The following is a 20,655-nucleotide window of genomic DNA, read 5'->3' on the forward strand; positions in this document are numbered from 1 at the left end:
TACCCGTGGTGCCGTTGCCGGTGCCGAGGTTGACGTCCACAGCGGCGGCGACGTCGGCGGTGGTGGTGTCGGTTCCGGTGGCGCCGTTGTTGGTGCCGGCGCCGAGGTCTACAACTGCCGCGACGTCAGCCGTGGTGGTGTCGGTTCCTGCTGTTCCGACGTTGCCGGTGCCGAGGTTGACGTCGACAACTGCGCCCAGATCAGCGGTGGTTTTTTCCGGCGTTGAGTCACCCAGTAGGCCCAACGACGAGTTTGCGGCGACCGCCGCTGAGACCGTGGCGGTAGTGCCGGATGTGAGACCATCCGACCCGCTCGTTGTATCCGCTGCGCTGGCAGCGGTGGTGCCGAGGGCTAGTAACCCTCCGGCAAAGAGGGTGCTGAGCAGCCCTCTGCGGATATGTGCGTGCATTGTGATTTCTCCTGAAAGTTGTTGTTGGGCGCCCAAGGCAGCCCAAGTGGCCGTTTTCCGCGCATAGGCGCAGGGGAGGCCCAACTAGTCAGGAGATGAACCGGGGTCGAAAGACACCGGCGCGGGGGAATTCTGCAGGGGGCCGCTGACGGGGAAAACACCGGTCAGTGGAACGTCCATGTGGAAAGTTGAAAGCCAAGCGGGGCCACCGGGGCCCGCGCCGGACGACTGGCTGGTCCCCGAACCGGAGCCCGGAACAGCCGGAAGCTCATAAGGGCCTGCAGTGCCATCGCCGTTGCCGGGGGATTCAGGGCTCCAGGCAGGCGCAGCGGAAGAACGTGCCGAGCCAAGGTTTGCGACCGGCAACGATAGCGTGGACTCCGGCATCAGCGGCAACCGGTAACTGAGGGGGATGGCGCCCAACTGCACCTCAGCGGCTGGCCCGACTTCGGTGCCGAAACCGCCGTCGAAAGCGAAAGAATCCGTAACAGCCGCAAGTCCCGGGGCCAGGGCTTCACTAACCGGAAGAGGGAGTGGCAGCGTATCCGTGCCCGTCAGCAGCTCGTCCACCGGCTCAAGGACCGGTTCAAGAACGGGCAGGGCATCGCCCGCGGCGGGCAAATCGGCGTGAGCGGCTTCGGCCACAAACGTGTCAGCTGCCGCGATTACCGGTGACGTGACCGTGCCGCTGGTCCCGCTGGGCACTATCTGGTTCACCACCGGAACCGCGTCGATGAAGTAGTCCACGGTTCCGGTTGCTGCGCCGGTAAGAGGCTGAAGCATGCCGGCCGGTTCGGGAGCTGCCGGTTGGGCTGGAGGTTCGGCGAGAGCGTGCCCGACGGAGGCCAGGGTGTCGTCGACGGGGGTAGCGGCTGTTCCAGCCACCGACGAAACAGACGAGCTGATGGTGCCCAGCAGCGAACCGGAATCGGGTGTCGACTCGGCGTTGGCAGCAGGGGCTGAAAGTGCCAGCCACGCCGTTGCTGCCGCGCCTGCAAGAAGCAAGGGACGGAGCGTGCGCCATGGCGAACGTGCTGATTCCATCCGCGACACCCCCGAAGCTCCTCGAAAAATCGACGATTGCCTACAGCCTAGGCACGACCACGAGCAGGAGTCCAGAGTTTTCGGTTGATAGTCCGGCGAATTGATTATTTTCCGATGGCGTCGGGCCGGGTTAGCGCGCATCATTCGGGTAGGCCACGCCGAGCTGCGCACGGACGCCATCGAACAGCCGCATGACATTCAGCGAATCCTCAAGCGGCATGACCGGGCTCTCCGTGAGTTCCTGCTGGATGCAGCGGGTGACCTCGCGGAGCTCGTAGGTGTAGCCACGGCCGACGACGTCGAAGCGTTCAATCCGCGGTTCCTCCATGCCGATTCTTACAAGCAGTTCCCTCGGGTTATTGATTGAACCGATGGACTGCAAATACCCCAGGCTTCCAGCGACGGTGGCTGTTCGCGGACCGTAGGCCGTGAGGGACGATGTCAGTTGGGCCTGCGCTCCGTGGTGGTATCCGAGCGTCAACGCGTTCTGGGCATCCACGCCGTCGTCATTTACTGTGCCGGTGGCACTGACGGACTGAGGCAGGCCCAAGGTTCCCAATGCCCACAACAGGGGGTAAACCGTTATGTCAAGGAGTGCGCCGCCGCCGTCCTTGAGGGCCCAGATACGTGCAGTGGGGGAGTAGACCGCCGGGAATCCGAGATCCGCGGTGACCCACTGGACGGCTCCGAGTTCCCCGGACGACGCGATGTCGAACGCTCGCTGCATGCTGGGCAGGAACCGGCTCCACATGGCTTCCATCAGGAAGAGCTTCCTGGACCGTGCAAGGGCCACGAGCTCGGCAGCTTCCCGCGCGTTGATGGTCAGGGCCTTTTCGCACAGCACGTGCTTGCCTGCATTGAGTGCGGCCAGTGCAACTTCGTAGTGCTGGGCGTGCGGAGTGGCCACATAGACCACATCGACGGCGCTGTCCGCCAACAGCCGCTGGTAGCCTGTGCCGCTGGCATCGTCACCGTACGTTTTGGCAAAACCGTACTTGGCCGCGAACGCATCAGCCGTAGCCTGCGTGCGGGAGCTAACCGCGTAGAGTTCCGCATCGGCGAGTTGGACGAGGTCCTGCACCACCGACTGGGCAATGCCGCCTGTTGCTACTACGCCCCACCTCAGAGTGCGTCCTGTGGCGGAACGGGGATCCTGGTCGGACTGGCTGAACAGCCACGGCTGCGCGATAGGGGCACTCATTGTGCCATCCTCTCACTCAGCTGAGAGAGCGTTCAGGAAATACGCGCAAGTACTGAGAGAGCGTCCGAATATTTCGTGCAAAAGGTGAGAGAGGATTGCCTGAAAGACTGCAGGAGCTGAGAGAGGGTTCAAATCGGCCCTCCCTCAGCTCCCGCCGACGCTCCCGGGCGCCCCCGTCGGCGCCGAGACGCCTACGCCGGGGCGGCCGCTCCCACCCGGGTGCGTGCGGGCTCTTCGGTGAGGCGCCCCTGCTGCAGCCGGAACCGGCGGTCCGTCTTGCTTGCCAGCGCTCTGTCGTGCGTGACCACCAGGATGGTGGTGTTGTGGTCGCGGCTGAGCGAGCTGAGGAGCTCGATGATGTGGTCACCGGTCTGCTCGTCCAGGTTTCCGGTGGGCTCGTCGGCCAGGATGAGCTTCGGCTCGTTGGCAAGCGCGCGGGCAATCGCTACACGCTGCTGCTCGCCGCCGGACAGTCGGTTGATGCGGCGCACGTGCTTCTCCGGATCCAGCTGCACCTGCTCCAGCAGTTCCTTGGCCCGTGCAAGCCGCGCGGCCTTGCGGACCCCCGCGAACTCCATCGGCAGCATCACGTTGTCCACGGCGGACAGGTTGGGGATCAGGTTGAACTGCTGGAAGACGAAGCCGATGTCGCGGCGCCGGTATTCGGTCAGCTTGCCGTCCGGCATGCTGGCCAGGCTGACGCCGTTGACGACGACGTCCCCGCTGGTGGGCTTGTCCAGCGCACCCAGCAGGGACAGCAGGGTGCTCTTGCCGCTGCCGCTCTTGCCCACGATGGAGGCGAGCGTGCCCTGTTCGAGTTCGAAGCTGACGTCGTTGACGGGTTTGATGGTGCGGTCGCCGGACTTGAACGTGCGGACGAGATTCTTGACTTCGATCATGGCTACTCTCCTCGGAGGACTTCGATGGGGCGGATGCGGGCGGTCAGGAGCGCGGGGACAAGTGCTCCGATGATGGCGACGCCGAACACTGCGGCGATGCCGGCGGCGATCACACCCGGGGAGGCGCTCGCGGTGACGGTGGTCAGCAGCTGGGACGCTCCGCCGAACGGCCCCCCAGCGGGAAGACCAGCGCCGCCGGGGAAGCCCGCCGCCCCGCCGGGCATGCCGCGCCCGGTGGTTGCCGCCGTCGTCGTACTGCTGTTGGAGCTGATCAGCGCGGAGGCGATGCCACCGCTGGCGAAGGAGGCGACGGCGGCACCCACCACGCTGCCGAGCGCCACCAGGACCAGCGCCTCAAGGACGAACTGGAGTCCGATGGTGCGGTTGGGGGCGCCGATCGCCTTGAGCACACCGATTTCGCGACGGCGCTCGCGGACCAGCATCACCATGATCAGGAGGATGATCAGGCCGGCCGTGCCCAGTGCCGCAACGAACGCGATGAAGGAGATGTTCTTGACGCTTTCCAGGGAGCTGACGGCGGTTTCAAGGTTGCGCTGGCCCTGGGTGACATCGGCCTTGTCGGTACCGAGGGCGTCCTGGAGCGCGGTCTTGGCGGCGTCCACGTTCTCCATGCTGTTCACCGTGACGATCATGGTGGACAGCTCGCCCGGCAGTTCAGCCAGTGTCTGGGCGGACGGGAGGGTGACGTAGAGGGCGTTGTTGCCGAACGTGGTGCCTGCATCGAACAGGCCGGCAACGGTGTAGGCCTGGTCATTGATGGTGAACGTGGAGCCCACCTTGAGGCCGTTCTTTTCGGCGAGGGTGGTGCCCAGGAGCGCGTTGGTTGACTCGGCGGTGTAGTCGCCCAGGCTGGAACCTTCGGTGATCGTCAGGGCCTTGCCCGTGCTGTCCACCTCGGCACCGATTCCGGTGGCAGTAATGGGCAGCGACATGGTCCGCGCCGGCTGGGTGGTTCCGGTTGATCCGGTGGTTCCCTCGCTGGCCTGGTTGCGGTTGCCGAGCGTTCCGGCGTCGACGGCGGCGGTGAGGCTGGTGGTCAGCGTGGTGGTGGTCTGCCCGCCGGGTCCGCCCTGACCTCCGCCGGGGCCGGCCGCCTGGGTTCCGGCTGCCGCCTGCGCTGCGGCTTCGGTTGCGTTGCGTAGGCGCAGCGCCTTGGTGCCGACCACGGCGGTCACGTTGGGTACGGCGGCCGCAGTGGCGGCCTGTTCAGCCGCGAGCGGCTCGCCGCCGCCTTCGAAGCCCTGGCCGCCGGCCGGGTTGACGGTCAACACGGTGCCTACCGATGCGTTCAGTTCGGTGACTTTGGCGGCAACTGCCTGGTTGGCCACCAGCATGGACAGGGCCAGGCCGATTGCCACTGCCAGCACCGCCACCACGGCCCCGGTTCGGACCTTGTTTCTGAAGGCATTGCCTACACTTCGGGCGAGGACGCTCACGATACTCCTAGGATCTCTGGCCGGACGGGATGGCCGGCGTGCTGATCCCACAGTGCTGCGCGCGGCTGTGCGGAGGTCGGGCCGAAGCTATGTTTGCGCTGTGAAGCCCGGGCGGCTGTGCGGTCCGGGGAACGCAAGAGCCCCGGTCCCACCCTGTCGGGCGGGCCAGGGCCCTTGACGTGCAGGCGCCGAAGCGCGGACTACTTGGTGATCGGGCCGAGTACCGGATCGTCGACGTAGGCCGTCTTGACGTTCTCCTTGGTCACGATGACCGGCTCCAGCAGGTAGGCCGGAACGGTCTTGACCGTGTTGTTGTAGGACTTGTCATCGTTGATCTCCGGCGTCTTGCCGGCCTGGATGTCCTTGACCATGGTGATCGCGTGCTCAACGAGCTTGCGGGTGTCCTTGTTGATGGTGGAGTACTGCTCGCCGGCCATGATGGACTTGACGGACTCAACCTCGGAGTCCTGGCCGGTGATGATAGGAAGCGGCTTGCCGGCAGCCTTGACGGACGTCAGGACTGCACGCGCCAGGGTGTCGTTCGGGGACAGGACGCCGTCCAGGGAAGCGGTGCCGTAGCTGCCGGTCAGCAGGGTGTCGGCCCGACGCTGGGCGTTCTCAGCCTTCCAGCCCTGGGTAACTGCCTGCCCAAAGGACTTCTGGCCGGACAGCACCTTCAGCGTTCCGTCGTCGATCTTCGGCTGGAGGATGCTCATGGCGCCGTCGAAGAAGACCTTCGCGTTGGCGTCATCCGGGGAACCGGCGAACAGTTCGATGTTGTACGGGCCGGAAGGCTTCTTGGCCTTCATGCCGTCCAGCAGCGCCTGGCCTTGCAGCTCACCCACCTTGAAGTTGTCGTAGGCCACGTAGTAGTCCACGTTCTCGGTGTTCAGGAGCAGGCGGTCGTAGGCGATGATGGTGGCGCCGGAGTCCTTGGCCTGCTTGAGCTGGGTACCCAGCTGGGCGCCGTCGATGGCACCCACGATGATGACCTTTGCACCCTTGGTGACCATGGCGCTGATCTGGTTCTGCTGCTCGGAGACGCCGCCGTTGGCGAACTGGACGTCAGCCTTGAAGCCGGCTCCGTTCAGGCCGTCGTTGAACAGCTTCTCGGCCAGCACCCAGTTTTCACTGGTCTTCTGGGGGAGCGCGACGCCGATCGAGGAGTTCTTGGGGAATGCCTCGCCGCCGCTGCTACCACCCGTGGTGCCGGTTTCGGCGCGGCCGCAGGCTGTCAGCGCCAGTGCCGCAATAGCAGCGATCGCTGCTGCCTTTCCTGCTTTACCAATCATTTGCATTGCTTGGTTCACTTTCTTTAGATGGTGTGCGGAGAATCGTGGGGAAGCGCTCAGGCTTCCTTGCGGATGACGTCCTTTGTGGCCGTGGTCTCGTCCGGCTGCAGCTCGGTGCTGCTGCGGCCGAAGTTCTTCATCATCATGCCGATGATCGACTTCTTGCCCTGGGTCTTGTTGTAGACGTCGAAGGCGACGGCGATCAGGAGCACCAGGCCCTTGATGATCTGGGTGAGGTCGGCGCCGACGCCCAGGAGCTGCAGGCCGTTGTTCAGGACGGCCATGACCAGGCCACCGACGATCGAGCCGATCACGGTGCCCACGCCGCCGGTCACGGCGGCGCCGCCGATGAACACGGCCGCGATGGCGTCCAGTTCCCAGCCGACGCCGTCGAACGGGCCGGAGGCGGTGGAGCGGCCAACGAAGATCATGCCGGCCAGGCCGGCCAGGATGGACATGTTCATCATCACCAGGAAGTTGACCTTCTTGGACTGGACGCCTGAGAGTTCGGCGGCGTGCCGGTTGCCGCCGACAGCGTAGATGTGGCGGCCGACGATGGTCTTGGACGAGATGAAACCGTAGATGATGACGAGGACGGCGAGGATCAGGCCGGGGATGGGGAACGACGTGCCCGGGCGGCCGGTGGCGAACAGGTACGTGGCGTACAGGATGGCGCCGCAGATCAGGACCAGCTTGAGGATCATCACCCAGGATTCGGGGACTTCGGCACCCAGCGCGATGGCCCGGCGGCGTGAACGGACTTCGCTGAAGATCACGAAGGCCACGGCCAGCAGGCCCAGGAGCAGGGTGAGGTTGTTGTACCCGGTGCTGGGTCCCACCTCGGGGAGGTAGCCGGATCCGAGGTACTGGAAGTCGCTGGGGACCGGGATGGTATTGGACTTGCCCACGAACTGGTTGAAGCCGCGGAACAGCAGCATGCCGGCAAGGGTGACGATGAAGGCAGGGATGCCCACATAGGCGGTCCAGAACCCTTGCCAGGCCCCGATCAGCGCCCCGAGGGCCAGGCCCAGCAGGACACCGGCGTACCAGGGGATGCCCCAGTCACGTATCGCCAGTGCCACGGTGACGCCGACGAAGGCGGCCACGGAGCCGACAGAGAGGTCGATGTGGCCGGCAATGATCACCAGGACCATGCCGATGGCCAGGATCAGGATGTAGGAGTTGCCGTTGAAGAGGTTGATGACGTTGCCCGGGGTGAGCGTGCGGCCCTCAGTGAAAATCTGGAAAAAGACGATCAGTGCAACCAGGGCGAAGATCATGCCGAATTGGCGGGTGTTTCCGCCAAAGAGCTTCTTGAGCGCGTTCATTGTTTCGGTCCTTGTGTCTGGAAGGTTCTGGAGGTATCCACAGGGTCAGGCGGCGGTCTTGCGGGCGGATGTCATGAGCTTCATCAGGCTTTCCTGGCTGGCGTCATCCTTGTCCAGGACACCTGTGATGGCGCCTTCGAAGATGGTGTAGATGCGGTCGGAGAGGCCAAGCAGCTCGGGCAGCTCGGAGGAAATCACGATCACTCCCTTGCCCTGGTTGGCCAGCTGCTGGATGATGCCGTAGATCTCGTACTTGGCGCCGACGTCGATGCCGCGGGTGGGCTCGTCAAGAATCAGCAGGTCCGGGTCGGTGAACATCCATTTCGCGAGCACCACTTTCTGCTGGTTGCCGCCTGAGAGCTTGGCGACGCCTTCTTCCACCGAGGGCGTTTTGGTCCGCAGCGACTTGCGGTACTGCTCCGCAACGGTGAACTCCTTGTTGGGATCCACCACGTTGTGCTTGCTGATCTTCTTGAGGTTGGCCGCGACAGTGGTGGTTTTGATGTCATCGAGGAGGTTCAGGCCGAGGGACTTGCGGTCCTCCGTGACGTAGCCAAGTCCGCTGTCGATCGCCTGGCGTACGGTGCGGAGCGTGACCGCCTTGCCGTCCTTGTAGATCTGGCCCGAGATGAACCGTCCGTACGAGCGGCCAAAGACCGAGCGTGCCAGCTCGGTGCGGCCGGCGCCCATCAGCCCGGCGAAACCGACGATCTCGCCGCGGCGGACGAAGAAGTTGGAGTTCTTGCAGACCATCCGGTCCTGGATCTGCGGGTGGCCCACGTTCCAGTCCTTGACCTCGAAGAACACCTCGCCGATCTTGGGTTCGTGGTCCGGGAAGCGGGATTCCAGCGTCCGGCCCACCATGCCCTTGATGATGCGGTCCTCGTCAACGCCGTCGGCCTTCACATCGAGGGTCTCGATGGACTTGCCGTCACGGATGATGGTGATGGAGTCGGCGATCTGTTCGATCTCGTTGAGCTTGTGGGAAATGATGATGGACGTGATGCCGCGGCCCTTGAGCCCGAGCATGAGATCCAGCAGGTGCTGGGAATCGGATTCGTTCAGGGCTGCCGTCGGCTCGTCCAGAATCAGCAGTTTTACCGACTTGCTCAGGGCCTTGGCGATTTCCACCAACTGCTGCTTGCCGACGCCGATTTCCTTGATGGCGGTATCGGGATCTTCGCGCAGCCCCACCCTGGCCAGCAGCTCCGTGGACCGGGTCCTGGCCTCGGCCCAGTCGATCACGCCGCGCTTGGTGGGTTCGTTGCCCAGGAAGATGTTCTCCATGATGGACAGTTCGGGAATGAGCGCCAGTTCCTGGTGGATGATCACGATGCCGGCATGCTCGCTGGCGCGGATGTCCTTGAACTGCTGAACCTCGTTTTGGTAGACGATGTCGCCGTCGTAGCTGCCGTACGGGTACACGCCGGACAGGACTTTCATGAGGGTGGACTTGCCGGCGCCGTTCTCACCACAGATTGCGTGGATCTCGCCGGCCTTCACCCGCAGGCTTACCTCGGACAAAGCTTTAACGCCGGGGAATTCCTTGGTGATGGAGCGCATCTCGAGAAGTATCGGATCGCTGTGCGTGGTCTGGGACGTCATATGCCCTTACGCCTCCAATGCATGACTTCGTTGTCCGCCCCGCAAACCGCAGGGCCGTCTGATGAAAAAGTAAACTGGATCACAGCCCTTGTCGTCAAGTCTTTAACGCAACAGCCAGATAACGAAACGATCAGGAGCGGCGTATTCCCGCATGCTGGAAGACGAGTGCGGCAGCCCCGAGCGCCTCCGCCCGGTCGCCCAGCGAGGACATCGTCAGTGTGGTGGTCTCGCCGATCACGGGCACCGCATGGCGGACAAGCCCCCGTCGGATGGGGTCCAGGAGCAGGTCTCCTAACCCGGCCAGCGGACCGCCCACCACAATGACCTCAGGGTTGATGAGGTTGGCCACGTTGCCCAGGGCCCGGCCCACGGCCAGGCCTGCGTCGTCCACTACCCGCAGGGTTGCGGAGTCCCGCTCTAGCGCCTTGCGGACGATGTCTTCGGCGCTGAGCGGCTTCTCCTCGCCGCGGCTGAGTAGCTCGATCATGGTGGTTGTGGAGGCAATGGTTTCAAGGCATCCCCTGTTTCCGCAGCGGCAGATGAGGCCGTGCTCATGGATGGTGGCGTGGCCGATTTCGCCGGTGATGCCCACGTTGCCGTAGTACGGGGCACTGTTGAGGATCAGGCCTGCGCCGATGCCCGAACCGATCTTCAGGAACATCAGGTTACTGATGCCACTGTGGGGTCCCCAGGTGACCTCGGAGAGCGCGCCAAGATTGGCGTCGTTGTCAACAAAGACGGGGAAATTCAGGGTGTCCTCAAGGTGCCGGAGGATGTTGATTCCCACCCACTCAGGGAGGATGGCGCCTTGGGCAACGGTGCCCGTGCGGCGGTCGATGGGACCGGGAATTCCGACGCCGGCACCCACCACGGCGCTGCGCTCCACGCCGCTTTCGTCCAGCAGTTTGGCCAGGAGGTCGACGGCGGCACGGATGCCTTCGTCGGAGTGGTGGCCCAGCGGCAGCAGCACCGACTCTTCGGCGATAATGTGGTAGCTCAGCGTGGCGAGGACCACCCGGAGGTGGCGGCGACCAAAGTCGATGCCCACGGCCACGGCCCCGTTGCTGTTGAGCCGGACGTTAAGTGCGCGCCGGCCGGAACTGGTGATCGGTTCCGTGGACGCCAGCCCGGCGTCCTGCATGATCTTGACGATGTTGGAGACCGTGGCCGTGGACAGGCCGGTCTGCCGGGCGAGTTCAGCCTGGGTTGACGGACCGTTCAGAAGGCACTCGATGATCCGTTGCTGGTTCAGGTGCCTCAATGCGGACTGTGAACCAGGATTCTTGGTTCGGCTCCTCGTTGAGCGCGGTGTTGAGGGCATGCAATGAAGCGTGCACCATCTCCACCGTTGTAGTCAAGAAGTTAACGCAAGAGGCAATCACGTTGCCGGACCGGCGCGCACGGACGTTCCGCACCGCCGGCCGCGGATTCCGGGTGGAAATGCACCTGCGCCATCGCCGGCACCCGTGGCTAGGCTGGTAAATACAGAGAGTCCGCGTGTTCCCGCGGGCATCCCGGAGACTTCTAGAGGTGGTAATGGTGCTGCTGGCGCTGATGCAGGCGAACTCCGCCGTGCTCGATGTGGAAGCCAACTGCGGCGCAGTCAATGACGCCGCCCAAAGGGCCGCTGCGGCCGGGGCCCGGGTGCTGGTCACGCCGGAATTGTTCCCCGTGGGTTACGCGCCCCTTCGGATCCGGGCGGAACTGGACCCAGCCAGGCTGCCGTCCATCCGCCGGCAGTTGGCCGACATCGCCCGGCGGAACGGCATCGCCCTGGTGTACAGCCTGCCGGCCGTTACAGCGGATGGGCGGTGGCAGATCACCTCCACCCTCGTGGACCAGGAGGGCGCAGAGCTGCTGAACTACGCCAAGGTGCACCTGTTCGGCGCGGAGGAGCGCAAGGCCTTCAGCCCGGCAACCGAACCTCCCGCCGTCGTGGACTTCCACGGGATCAGGACCTCCATGGTGATCTGCTACGACGTCGAATTTCCGGAGGCCGTGCGTGCTGCCGCCGTCCGCGGCGCCGAACTGCTCCTGGTTCCCACGGCCCTGGCGCAGGGGTTCGATTCCGTCCCGCAGGTCCTGCTGCGCGCACGGGCACTGGAGAGCCAGCTGACCGTGGCCTACGCCAATCACGCGGGCACGGAGGACGGCTGCGAGTTCCTGGGCGGCAGTGTGATCGCCGGTCCCGACGGATCGCTGCTGGCCGCGGCCGGGCCGGCGCCGGAGCTGCTGTTCGCCGAGGTCTTCGCCGCGGCCGCCCGCGAAGCGCGGGACGCCGTGCCGTACCTCCGGGAGCGCCGGCCGGAGGTCTACCGAGACTGGGAACCGCGCGGGTCAGGCGCGGGACGCGGGCCCGCGGCGGCAGGGGAAGGATCCGCGGCCGGGGGTTCGTCCACGTACTGAAGGGCGAACCAGAGTTCCGCGCGCACCTGGGCCTGGTTGAGGTCGGTGTCCAGCAGTTCAGCGAGGGCATTGATCTGCCGGCGGACGCTGTTGCGGTGGAGTCCCAGGGCCTTCGCTGTGGCGTCCCAGCTCCCGTTTTCGCCGAGCCAAGTCCGCAGCACCGCCAGCTGGGCGGATCGCCGCTCAGGTTCTTCCTGGCTGAGCACCGGCTCCAGCAGCCGGGCCGCAAGCATGGTCCCGGCCTCGCGGCCGAGCAGCCCGGCGACCGACCACGTCACCTCGTCCACCCGGGCACTCCTCCCGGTTGCCTGGACCCGTGCGCGCAGCGAACTGGCCCGCTGGTATGCGGAAGCCAGCCCCTGGAACTCCGTGGCATCCCCGATCACCAGCCGCCAGCCGAGCTTCTCCGTTTCGGCCAGCAGTGCCTCGTCCGCCTTGAGGCGTGTGATGGCAGCGAAGCCGTAGTCAGTGATCTCCACCAGCTTGGTGTCGAACATCCGGCGCCACTGCAGCAGTTCCCGGACGGGGCTGTCGCCAGCCGGCCAGTCGGCGTCGGCTTTGAGTCCCTGGACGACCCGCAGCGGTGCCGAACGCGTGGACGAAATGCTCTGCGCCAGGAGGTCCTTGAGCCCGTTGACATGCCTGGTCCCGCCGGACGCCACGCTGTCCGGGTGCAGCAGCAGCGCCGTCGCCAGCTGGCTCGGCGCGAGTGAGCCGCTGGTCCGCTGCCGCACCAGCAGTTCCAGGAGCCCGACGACGGAGGACACCACGCTGTTCTGCGCCGGGGTGAGGGGACTGCCGGATCCGAGGATCAGCGCGCCGAGGTTGGCGTCCCGGGTGCTGCGGAGCGGGTGGCCGAACACCAGGGCGGAACCGGGCTCGTCGAGGGAATCCATTTCCACCCGGGGGCCGCTGCCGGCCAGCAGTCTTTTCAGTATCGGCTGCAGGGCGGAAAGTTCGACGGCGGCGGGCGCGTTCCGCGGTCCGCCTCCCGGGCTGGTGGCGCCGGCGCCGGCTGCACTTCCGCCGGGTGCGCTGGTTGCGCTTCCGCCGGCTGCGGCCCGGGCGCGGACCCTGCCGTCCGCACCCACGAGCAGTGCCCACACCGGAACCCGCTGCACCAGCGCCGCCAGGAGCTCGTGTTCCGGCCTGGCCGAAAGGACCGCACGCATCAGTTGCCTGTTGGTGTCCGCCAGCTGCCTGAACACCCGGGCATTGTCCGATTCCAGCAGCTGGGAGAATTCCAGCCCGATCGCGGCAAACGGAACAGTCTTGGGAACTTCCACCAGCGTCAGGTTGTGATGCCGGCACGCGTCAACCACGGCGCCGGGCACGGCATCGAAGTACGGTTCCAGCCCGAATCCCAGGGCGCCCACGCCGGCGCCGACAAGCCGCTGCACGTAGGCGTCCACCTTCCCTCCCGCGCCGCCGTCGCCGAGGAACGGCAGCCCGGCGGTGAGGATGAATTCGCCGTCGAGCAGGTACGGCGTCGGATCCTCCAGCTCGCTCGGCTCGACCCAGCGGAGCAGCCCGGCACCGTTGCCGCCGTTGTGGAGTATTTTCAGCTCCGGCGGCAGCTTCTGCAGGAACTGCTCCAGCGTGACGAAGCCGAGACGCTCGGCGGCCGCCTCACGCGCCAAGGGGACCACCGGCTTCCTGGTAATCCGGGCACTCGTACGCACGCGGCAGGCGCGGGGCGATCCGGTTGATGATCTCGTCGCCGTGGCTGCCGATCGCCGCGCCCCAGTCATCGGCGCTGGCCGCCCCGGTCTGCGGATCGCCAAATAGCACAGCTGTGTCACCAACGGCCACGCCGTTGGCATCCGGGCCCAGGTCCACCATGAACTGGTCCATGCAGACCTTGCCGATCACCGGGACCCGGCGGCCGCCAAGGAGGATGAGGCTGCGGCCCGAAATGCCCTTCGGAATGCCGTCCGCGTAACCCAGCGGGATCAGCCCCAGGTACCGCGGCTCGTGCGTGAAGGCCTGGTGCTCGTAGCTCACGCCGGTTCCGGCGGGCACCTTCTTCACCAACACCACCGGCGCTGTCACGGTCAGTGCCGGGCGCAGGCCAAAATCGGCCGGAGCAAGGTGGTCCGCCGGAGCCAGCCCGTAGAACGCCAGGCCGGCCCGCACCATGTCGAACGCGAATTCCGGCCGGTCAAGGATGTTGGCGGAGCTTGAGACGTGCCGGAGGGCCGGTTCCAGCCCTGCCGCCCTGGCCTCCCGAACGGCTTCTTCGAAGGCGTCCACGGCTGCCAAGTTGGCGGGGTGCGCGGGAACATCGGCCCAGGCCAGGTGGGTCCAGACGCCCCTGACGGACAGGGTTCCCGCACGCTCCGCAGAGCGGGCGGCGGCCACGAGCTCAGCCCAGTCCTCCGCCCGCGCCCCGCCGCGGCTCAGCCCCGTGTCCAGTTCAAGATGGACGACGGCGGGACGGCCCAGCCGGCGCGCAATGCCGGCCACGACGTCGAGCTGGGCAACGCTGCCCAGCGACACATCGACGTCGTACTCCAGCGCCTCCCGGATCGTCCCGCTGTAGGCCGCCGCGAGGTAAAGCCACGACAGGACGGGGGCGGTGATGCCCGCCCGGCGAAGGGCGATCGCCTCGTGAAGCTGCGCTGTGCCCAGCCAGTCCGCGCCGGCCTCCAGCGCTGTCCGGGCGACGTCGACCAGGCCGTGGCCATAAGCGTTGCCCTTCACCACGGCCATGAAATGCGGTGCGGCGGAGCGCTCCCGGAGGTTGCGGATGTTGTCCGAAATGGCCGTAAGGTCAACGCTGACCTGCCCGGTCAGCGCCGCGGCCTGCGGGCTTTCGATGTGTGCATTAAGTCTCATGCCAGAACACTATAGGGCATTTTGCACAACGGTGAGAGGTGGCTCACAAACCTAAGCTGGACCAAGGGGAAACCGACAACTACTCACGAACGGACGTCAATGATGACTGTGCCTACACTCACCGGCCGGCAGCCGGCAGCTGCCCGCCGTCCGGGCCTGGCTGCGCAGCTGCTGCGCCGCAAGCCGATCGGCCAGATGGTCAGCGAGGCTGAAAACGGCCACGGCGGCCCCAAACTGGTCCGGAGCTTCGGCGTCCTGCAGCTGACCATGATCAGTGTCGGCGCCACCCTGGGCACAGGCATCCTGGTCATCCTCGGCGAATCGGTGCCCCTGGCCGGTCCGGCCATCTGGATTTCGTTCGCGATCGCCGGCCTGGCCGCCCTGCTCTCTGCCGTTTCCTACGCCGAAATGGCCGGACTGGTCCCGGTGGCGGGCTCCAGCTACTCCTATACCTACGCCACCATGGGCGAAGGCATGGCCTGGATCTGCGGCTGGTGCCTCGTGCTGGAGTACGCCGTGTCGGTGGCTGCCGTGGCTGTGGGCGCAGGCCAGTACGTGAACGAGTCCCTGGCGGTCTTCGGGCAGGTCCTGCCGGAGTCCATCTCCCAGCCGCCCGGTGACGGCGGCATCATGAACATCCCGGCCATGGTCATCGTGGTCCTGGCCACGATCCTGCTGGTCCGCGGCGCCCGGGAAAGCGCCTGGATCAACACCGCCATCGTGGTGGTCAAGGTCGGCATCCTCCTGTTCTTCTGCGTCGTAGCCTTCACCGCCTTCAACGCAGGCAACTTCGAACCGCTCCTGCCCATGGGCGCAGCCGGTGTCTCGGCCGCCGCCTCTACGGTGTTCTTTTCCTACATCGGGTTCGACGCCGCTTCCACGGCGGGCGAGGAAGCCCGCAACCCCAAGCGGGACCTGCCGCGCGCCATCATGCTCTCCATGCTGATCGTCACCACCATCTACGTCCTCGTTGCTGTCGCCGCCATCGGCGCCCGCCCCTGGGGCTGGTTCGACGGCACCGAGGCCGCCCTGGTCAAGATTCTTGAAGAGACCACCGGGCAGCCGTGGATTGCCCTGGTCTTCGCCGTCGGCGCCGTGCTGGCCATTGCCAGCATCGTCCTGACCGTCCTCTACGGACAAACCCGCATCCTTCTGTCGATGTCCCGCGACGGCCTGATCCCCAGGATCTTCGGCCGCGTCTCGTCCCGCACCGGCACACCGGTTGCCGGAACCCTGATCGTGGGCATCGCCGTCGCCCTCACCGCCGGGCTGGTCCCGCTCGGGGCACTGGCGGACGCCACCAGCATCGGCACCCTGTTTGCCTTTGCCCTGGTCAACATTGCCGTCATCTACCTGCGGCGCAACCGGCCCGAGCTCAAACGCACCTTCCGCGTGCCGCTGTTCCCGTTGACGCCGATCCTCGGCGCCCTGATGTGTGCGTTCCTCATGGCCAACCTTGGCGCCGACACCTGGGTGGTCTTCGGCATCTGGATGCTGGTGGGCCTCGCAGCCTACCTCGGCTACGGCCGGCGCCACTCCAGGGTGGCGTCGCTCAGCCACGAGGAATACCGTGAACTCAGCGGGCGCGAAATTTCAACACCGTCCACCACCGAACCGACGAAGGCAGACCTTTCATGACCATCGCCACCGAACTGCCGGCAAACGATCCCGCGGCCGCAGCCGGCCCGGACGCCGCACCGACACCTGACCAGGCAAACGACGCCCCCATCACCATGCTGAACCCGGACTTCCCGTTCAGCTATGACCACTACCTCGCCAACCCGGCCGGCCTCGGGTGGGTCCCGCCCGAGCTGTACGGGACCGAAGTGGCAGTGGTCGGGGCAGGGCTCTCCGGGCTGGTCACGGCCTACGAACTGATGAAGCTGGGCCTCCGCCCGGTCATGTACGAGGCGGACCAGATCGGCGGCCGGCTGCGCACCGCCAGCTTCCCTTCGGCACCAGGCGTGATGGCGGACCTCGGCGGCATGCGGTTCCCGGTGTCAGGCAGGGCGTTCTACCACTACGTGGACCTGCTGGGCCTGCAGACCCAGGAGTTCCCCAACCCGCTGGCCGCCGCAACCTCCAGCACCGTGATCGAATTGGCCGGGCAGAAGCACTACGCCAGCACCCCGGCGGACCTGCCGCCGTTCTTCCGCGAAGTGGCGGACGCCTGGAAAGCAGCCGTGAACGACGGCGCCAAGTTCAGTGAGATGCAGGACGCCATCCGTGCGCGGGATACGGCCAGGATCAAGGAGATCTGGAACGAACTCCTGCCGCTCATGGACGAACAGACGTTCTACGGCTTCATCGCCGCCAGCGAGTCCTTCAAGAAAGCAGGCTTCGCCCACCGCGAAGCATTCGGCCAGGTGGGCTTCGGAACCGGCGGCTGGGACACGGACTTCCCAAACTCCATCCTCGAAATCCTGCGCGTCGTCTACACGGACGCCGATGACCAGCACCGCCTCATCGCCGGGGGAGCCCAGCGGCTCCCCGAGGCACTCTGGCAGCACGCGCCGTCGGGCATGGCCCACTGGCCGGAAGGGACGTCACTGGCGTCGCTGCACTCAGGTTCCCCGCGCGGTGCCGTGGACCGGATCGGCCGGGACGCCAACGGCGACCTGCGCCTGCGCGAACGCTGGGGCCGGGAGGCGTCCTACCCTGCCGTCGTCACCACGTGCCAGTCCTGGCTGCTGTCCACCCGGATCCACACCGAGGAGGCATTGTTCCCGGCGGAGCTGTGGACGGCGATCGAGCGCTCGCACTATATGCAGTCCTCCAAGACCTTCGTGATGGTGGACCGCCCGTTCTGGAAGGACACCGATCCGGCGACCGGCCGCGACGTCATGTCCATGACCCTGACCGACCGGTTGAACCGCGCCACTTACCTGCTGGATGACGGGCCGGACAAGCCCGCCGTCATCCTGCTCTCCTACACCTGGAACGACGACGCGCTGAAGTGGCTTGCGCTCGACGCAGACCAGCGGGTGGAGCTCATGCTGCACTCACTCGAGCAGATCTACCCGGGCATGGACATCGCCAGCCACATCATTGGCCAGCCCATCACGGTCTCCTGGGAGGCGGACCCCAACTTCATGGGCGCCTTCAAGGCGAACCTGCCCGGGCACTACCGCTACCAGCAGCGCCTGTTCACGCACTTCAAGCAGGACAAACTGCCGGAGGGCCAGCGCGGGATCTTCCTCGCCGGCGATGACGTTTCTTTCACCGCCGGCTGGGCCGAGGGCGCCGTGACCACCGGCCTCAACGCGGTGTGGGGCGTGGTGAACCACCTCGGCGGACACTCTGCCGCGGGGAACCCGGGCCCGGGAGAGCTGCTTGACGCGCTGGGGCCGATCAGCCTGGACTAGCCGTGCACTTCCCGGTGCGCCTGGGCGAGCTCGCGGTAGTGCGCAGCGTTGCGCTGAACGTCGTCGAACTCCTCTTCGGTGAGCTCGCGCCGGACCTTTGCCGGGACGCCGGCCACCAGCGAACGCGGCGGGATAACCGTTCCTTCGAGGACGACAGCGCCGGCCGCCACGAGCGAGCCGGCGCCGATCACCGCGCCGTTGAGGATGGTGGCGCTCATGCCGATGAGGCAGTCGTCCTCAACGGTGCAGCCGTGCACGACGGCGCTGTGCCCCACACTGACCCGGGCGCCCACTGTGCAGGGGAATCCGGGGTCAGCGTGCAGCACCACGTTGTCCTGCAGGTTGCTGCCGGCGCCTACGGTGATGGCGGCGGTGTCAGCACGGACCGAGACGCCGTAGAACGCGCTGGAGTCCTCGGCCAGGGTGGCATTGCCGATCACGGAGGCGCTTGGGGCAACGAAGACTGAAGGGTGGACGTCCGGGCTGGTGCCGGCAAAGGGATAAAGAGGAGCCATGAGCCCAGCCTAGGACACTGTTCACGTCAGCCCACGTATGCGGACTCCACAAGCGGACTTTGTGCCTAGTGACGCAGCTGACCTGACTCACTAGCATGGGGCCATGGAACTTCGGGGTTTTGGCCCTCACGGGCTTCAGCTGCAAGGACTTCACCTGCGGAAGGACGGAGGCGGCGGGCCCGGCCGGTTCCGCCGGTTGATGCGGCGGATTGAGCAGCTCGAGGCCCTTGACCCGGCCGTCTCGGTGGCCGAGCCGAAGGCTGGCCGCCTGGTCGAAAACCGGCGGATGCGCAGCTTCCTCCACGGCGACGCAACCGGAATACCCCTGCACGGCATCCTGACCGATGTGCCCTTCGGAGCCTGGTTCATGGCCATGTACCTCGACCTGTTCGCGGATCCCGGAACCCAGCGGGCAGCCACCCGGCTGGTGGGCCTTGGCGTTCTGGCCGCGGCGCCCACCGCACTGACCGGATGGGCCGAGTGGGCTTTGGCCGGCCGGGCAACGAAGCGGGTTGGCATCGTCCATGCCGGGCTGAACGGCGTGGCCGTGCTGATCTTCCTCGGATCCTGGACTGCACGGCTCCGGGGCCGGCACAGGCTCGGCATCAGGCTGGCACGGGTCGGGGCACTCCTGTTGATTGCGGCCGCATTCCTGGGCGGATACATGGGCAGCGCCCGTCGGGGTACCTAGCTGGGCAGGGGAGTGCGGAGGACCAGGAACTGGTAATGCTGTGTCCAGTGGCCCGCTCCCGGGCCTGATTCAGCGCCTGAGCCCTCCGGCCACGTGACGAATTCCTCAATGTCGCCGTGCCGGCCGAAGATCCGCCGGAGCGCTGCGTCGCTGCGGCGGCTGAAAAAGCGCGGCGGCTCTATTTCGTCTTCGGGGTTGAGTACCTCTTCGTCGTCCCCGGACCAGAGTCCGACGGCGATCGGCGCCCCGGGGGCGGCCACGCGCACCAGTTCGCGGACGACGTCGTCAATGTCCCTGTTGGGGACGTGCAGCAGCGTGCTCATGCTCCACACCGCCGGGAAGGCGCCGTCGGCGAAGGGCAGGCTCCGGGCGCTGGCAACCGAGACGTTCAGTCCTTTGGACGTTGCTATCCGCACGTGCTCTTCGGACAGGTCAATGCCGGTGTAGTGGATCCCGGCCTGGACGAACTTCAGCCCGTCGAGCCCCAGGCCGGAACCGATTTCCAGCACGCCGTGCCGGCCTTCGGCCTTTAGCCGGGCGATGAACCGGTCCCGCTGCTCCACCCTTTGAGGGGTGAGCGGATGCTCCGGATGAAGGACCGCCCTCTGGTTGTAGAACGCGGCCAGCCGGTCCTCGCCGCCATGCTCCGTGGCGAAGTGCTCGACCACTAGTTGAAGACGACCGTGCGGTTCCCGTCGAGCAGGACCCTGTGCTCGGCGTGCCACTGGACGGCCTGTGCCAGCGTGCGGCCTTCCACGTCGCGGCCCATCTGCACGAACTGTTCGGCGGTGCGGCGGTGGTCCACCCGGATGACTTCCTGTTCGATGATCGGTCCCTCGTCCAGGGCGGCCGTGACGTAGTGCGCCGTGGCACCGATCAGCTTCACGCCGCGGGTGTGGGCCTGGTGGTAGGGCTTCGCGCCCTTGAAGGACGGCAGGAAGGAGTGGTGGATGTTGATGGCCTTGCCGGTGAGCTCGGTGCACAGGTCATTGGACAGGATCTGCATGTAGCGGGCCAGGACGGTCAGTTCGACGCCTTCCTCCGCAATGATCTTCCGCAGCTCGTCCTCGGCCTGGACCTTGGTGTCCGCGGTGACGGGGATGTAGTGGAACGGAATGCCGTAGAACTCCGCCAGCCCGGCCAGTTCCTGGTGGTTGGACACGATGGCGGGGATCTCGATGGGCAGCGTGCCGGAGCGCTGCAGGAACAGGAGATCGTTGAGGCAGTGGGCGGACTTGCTCGCCATCAGCAGCGTGCGGACCTTGCGTCCCTCGGGGTTCAGGCTCCACTGCATGCCGAACGCAGCCGCCACCGGTTCCAGCGCCGCGTACACGTCAGCCTGCGAACCAGCCGTGGTCGCCTCAACCCGCATGAAAAAGGTGCCGGTGGACTGGCTGCCGTACTGCTGCGAGTCCGTAATATTGCAGCCTGCCACGAGCAGTGCTCCCGCAACGGCATGCACGATGCCGGGACGGTCGGGGCAGGAAAGGGTCAGTACGTAGGCGGAGGCCAGCTGGTCTTCAGTCACGAAGAACAGCCTACCCGCGGCGGAGGCTCTGCTTTCGACGGGATGGACGGTCCACATAAAAGGTTTTTGATAGGCTT

17 protein-coding genes and 1 pseudogene are annotated in these 20,655 nt (G+C 66.1%); 4 read left to right on the forward strand and 14 right to left on the reverse strand.

Features of this window, described 5'->3' with window-relative positions; all coding sequences use genetic code 11:
- The 9 genes and pseudogenes from J7I79_RS17890 to J7I79_RS17930 form a co-directional block, all read right to left on the reverse strand.
- Positions 1 to 409, reverse strand: a pseudogene (locus J7I79_RS17890) (DUF320 domain-containing protein); the annotation flags it as partial.
- Positions 410 to 493: 84 nt separating this feature from the next.
- Positions 494 to 1,453 carry a hypothetical protein gene (locus tag J7I79_RS17895; protein ID WP_214955473.1) on the reverse strand — a complete coding sequence of 320 codons (960 nt, stop codon included), beginning with the start codon at positions 1,451 to 1,453 and terminating at the stop codon, positions 494 to 496.
- A 130-nt stretch (positions 1,454 to 1,583) separates the two neighbouring features.
- Entirely contained in the window at positions 1,584 to 2,654 is a 1,071-nt protein-coding gene (locus tag J7I79_RS17900) for a Gfo/Idh/MocA family protein (RefSeq protein WP_214955474.1), read from the reverse strand.
- Between the two features lie 191 nt (positions 2,655 to 2,845).
- Positions 2,846 to 3,553 carry an ABC transporter ATP-binding protein gene (locus tag J7I79_RS17905; RefSeq protein WP_214955476.1) on the reverse strand — a complete coding sequence of 236 codons (708 nt, stop codon included), beginning with the start codon at positions 3,551 to 3,553 and terminating at the stop codon, positions 2,846 to 2,848.
- 2 nt (positions 3,554 to 3,555) lie between these two features.
- The gene (locus J7I79_RS17910) at positions 3,556 to 5,010 is read right to left on the reverse strand and encodes an FtsX-like permease family protein (RefSeq protein WP_214955478.1); all 1,455 of its coding nucleotides are present in this window, start codon (positions 5,008 to 5,010) and stop codon (positions 3,556 to 3,558) included.
- Positions 5,011 to 5,210: 200 nt separating this feature from the next.
- Complete coding sequence (locus tag J7I79_RS17915; protein ID WP_214955480.1) at positions 5,211 to 6,308, reverse strand: sugar-binding protein; 1,098 nt, start codon at positions 6,306 to 6,308, stop codon at positions 5,211 to 5,213.
- Positions 6,309 to 6,358: 50 nt separating this feature from the next.
- Positions 6,359 to 7,630: a multiple monosaccharide ABC transporter permease gene (gene mmsB, locus J7I79_RS17920; RefSeq protein WP_214955482.1), complete on the reverse strand. Its 1,272-nt coding sequence runs from the start codon at positions 7,628 to 7,630 to the stop codon at positions 6,359 to 6,361.
- 45 nt (positions 7,631 to 7,675) lie between these two features.
- Positions 7,676 to 9,235, reverse strand: a complete 1,560-nt coding sequence (mmsA, locus tag J7I79_RS17925) for a multiple monosaccharide ABC transporter ATP-binding protein (protein WP_214955483.1) — start codon at positions 9,233 to 9,235, stop codon at positions 7,676 to 7,678.
- Positions 9,236 to 9,365: 130 nt separating this feature from the next.
- Entirely contained in the window at positions 9,366 to 10,556 is a 1,191-nt protein-coding gene (locus J7I79_RS17930; protein WP_214955485.1) for an ROK family transcriptional regulator, read from the reverse strand.
- A gap of 215 nt (positions 10,557 to 10,771) precedes the next feature.
- Between J7I79_RS17930 and J7I79_RS17935 the strand changes: the two genes are divergently transcribed.
- Positions 10,772 to 11,641 carry a nitrilase-related carbon-nitrogen hydrolase gene (locus J7I79_RS17935; RefSeq protein WP_214955643.1) on the forward strand — a complete coding sequence of 290 codons (870 nt, stop codon included), beginning with the start codon at positions 10,772 to 10,774 and terminating at the stop codon, positions 11,639 to 11,641.
- On the opposite strand, the gene J7I79_RS17940 is transcribed toward J7I79_RS17935, so the two are convergent.
- Positions 11,548 to 13,290: a PucR family transcriptional regulator ligand-binding domain-containing protein gene (locus tag J7I79_RS17940; RefSeq protein WP_396020211.1), complete on the reverse strand. Its 1,743-nt coding sequence runs from the start codon at positions 13,288 to 13,290 to the stop codon at positions 11,548 to 11,550. The two genes, J7I79_RS17935 and J7I79_RS17940, sit on opposite strands and share 94 nt — an antisense overlap.
- Positions 13,271 to 14,479 (reverse strand): alanine racemase, encoded by a 1,209-nt coding sequence (gene alr, locus J7I79_RS17945; RefSeq protein ID WP_214955486.1) that lies wholly within the window; start codon positions 14,477 to 14,479, stop codon positions 13,271 to 13,273. Before alr ends, J7I79_RS17940 begins: the two co-directional genes overlap by 20 nt.
- Positions 14,480 to 14,581: 102 nt before the next feature.
- Between alr and J7I79_RS17950 the strand changes: the two genes are divergently transcribed.
- Positions 14,582 to 16,117: an amino acid permease gene (locus tag J7I79_RS17950; protein WP_214955487.1), complete on the forward strand. Its 1,536-nt coding sequence runs from the start codon at positions 14,582 to 14,584 to the stop codon at positions 16,115 to 16,117.
- The gene (locus J7I79_RS17955) at positions 16,114 to 17,844 is read left to right on the forward strand and encodes an NAD(P)/FAD-dependent oxidoreductase (protein ID WP_214955489.1); all 1,731 of its coding nucleotides are present in this window, start codon (positions 16,114 to 16,116) and stop codon (positions 17,842 to 17,844) included. The genes J7I79_RS17950 and J7I79_RS17955 overlap by 4 nt, the downstream gene beginning before the upstream one ends.
- Here the strand turns inward: J7I79_RS17955 and J7I79_RS17960 are convergent.
- On the reverse strand, positions 17,841 to 18,359 hold the full coding sequence (locus J7I79_RS17960) for a gamma carbonic anhydrase family protein (RefSeq protein ID WP_214955491.1): 519 nt from the start codon (positions 18,357 to 18,359) through the stop codon (positions 17,841 to 17,843). The genes J7I79_RS17955 and J7I79_RS17960 overlap by 4 nt on opposite strands.
- Positions 18,360 to 18,462: 103 nt before the next feature.
- Here J7I79_RS17960 and J7I79_RS17965 point away from each other — a divergent pair, with 103 nt between their 5' ends.
- Entirely contained in the window at positions 18,463 to 19,050 is a 588-nt protein-coding gene (locus tag J7I79_RS17965) for a DUF2231 domain-containing protein (protein ID WP_214955493.1), read from the forward strand.
- On the opposite strand, the gene J7I79_RS17970 is transcribed toward J7I79_RS17965, so the two are convergent.
- On the reverse strand, positions 19,047 to 19,718 hold the full coding sequence (locus J7I79_RS17970; protein WP_214955495.1) for a class I SAM-dependent methyltransferase: 672 nt from the start codon (positions 19,716 to 19,718) through the stop codon (positions 19,047 to 19,049). The genes J7I79_RS17965 and J7I79_RS17970 overlap by 4 nt on opposite strands.
- Entirely contained in the window at positions 19,718 to 20,578 is an 861-nt protein-coding gene (purU, locus tag J7I79_RS17975) for a formyltetrahydrofolate deformylase (protein WP_214955497.1), read from the reverse strand. Before purU ends, J7I79_RS17970 begins: the two co-directional genes overlap by 1 nt.
- Positions 20,579 to 20,655: the final 77 nt, after the last annotated feature.

It is taken from the genome of Arthrobacter sp. ISL-69, from assembly GCF_018613775.1.
Lineage (GTDB): Bacteria > Actinomycetota > Actinomycetes > Actinomycetales > Micrococcaceae > Arthrobacter.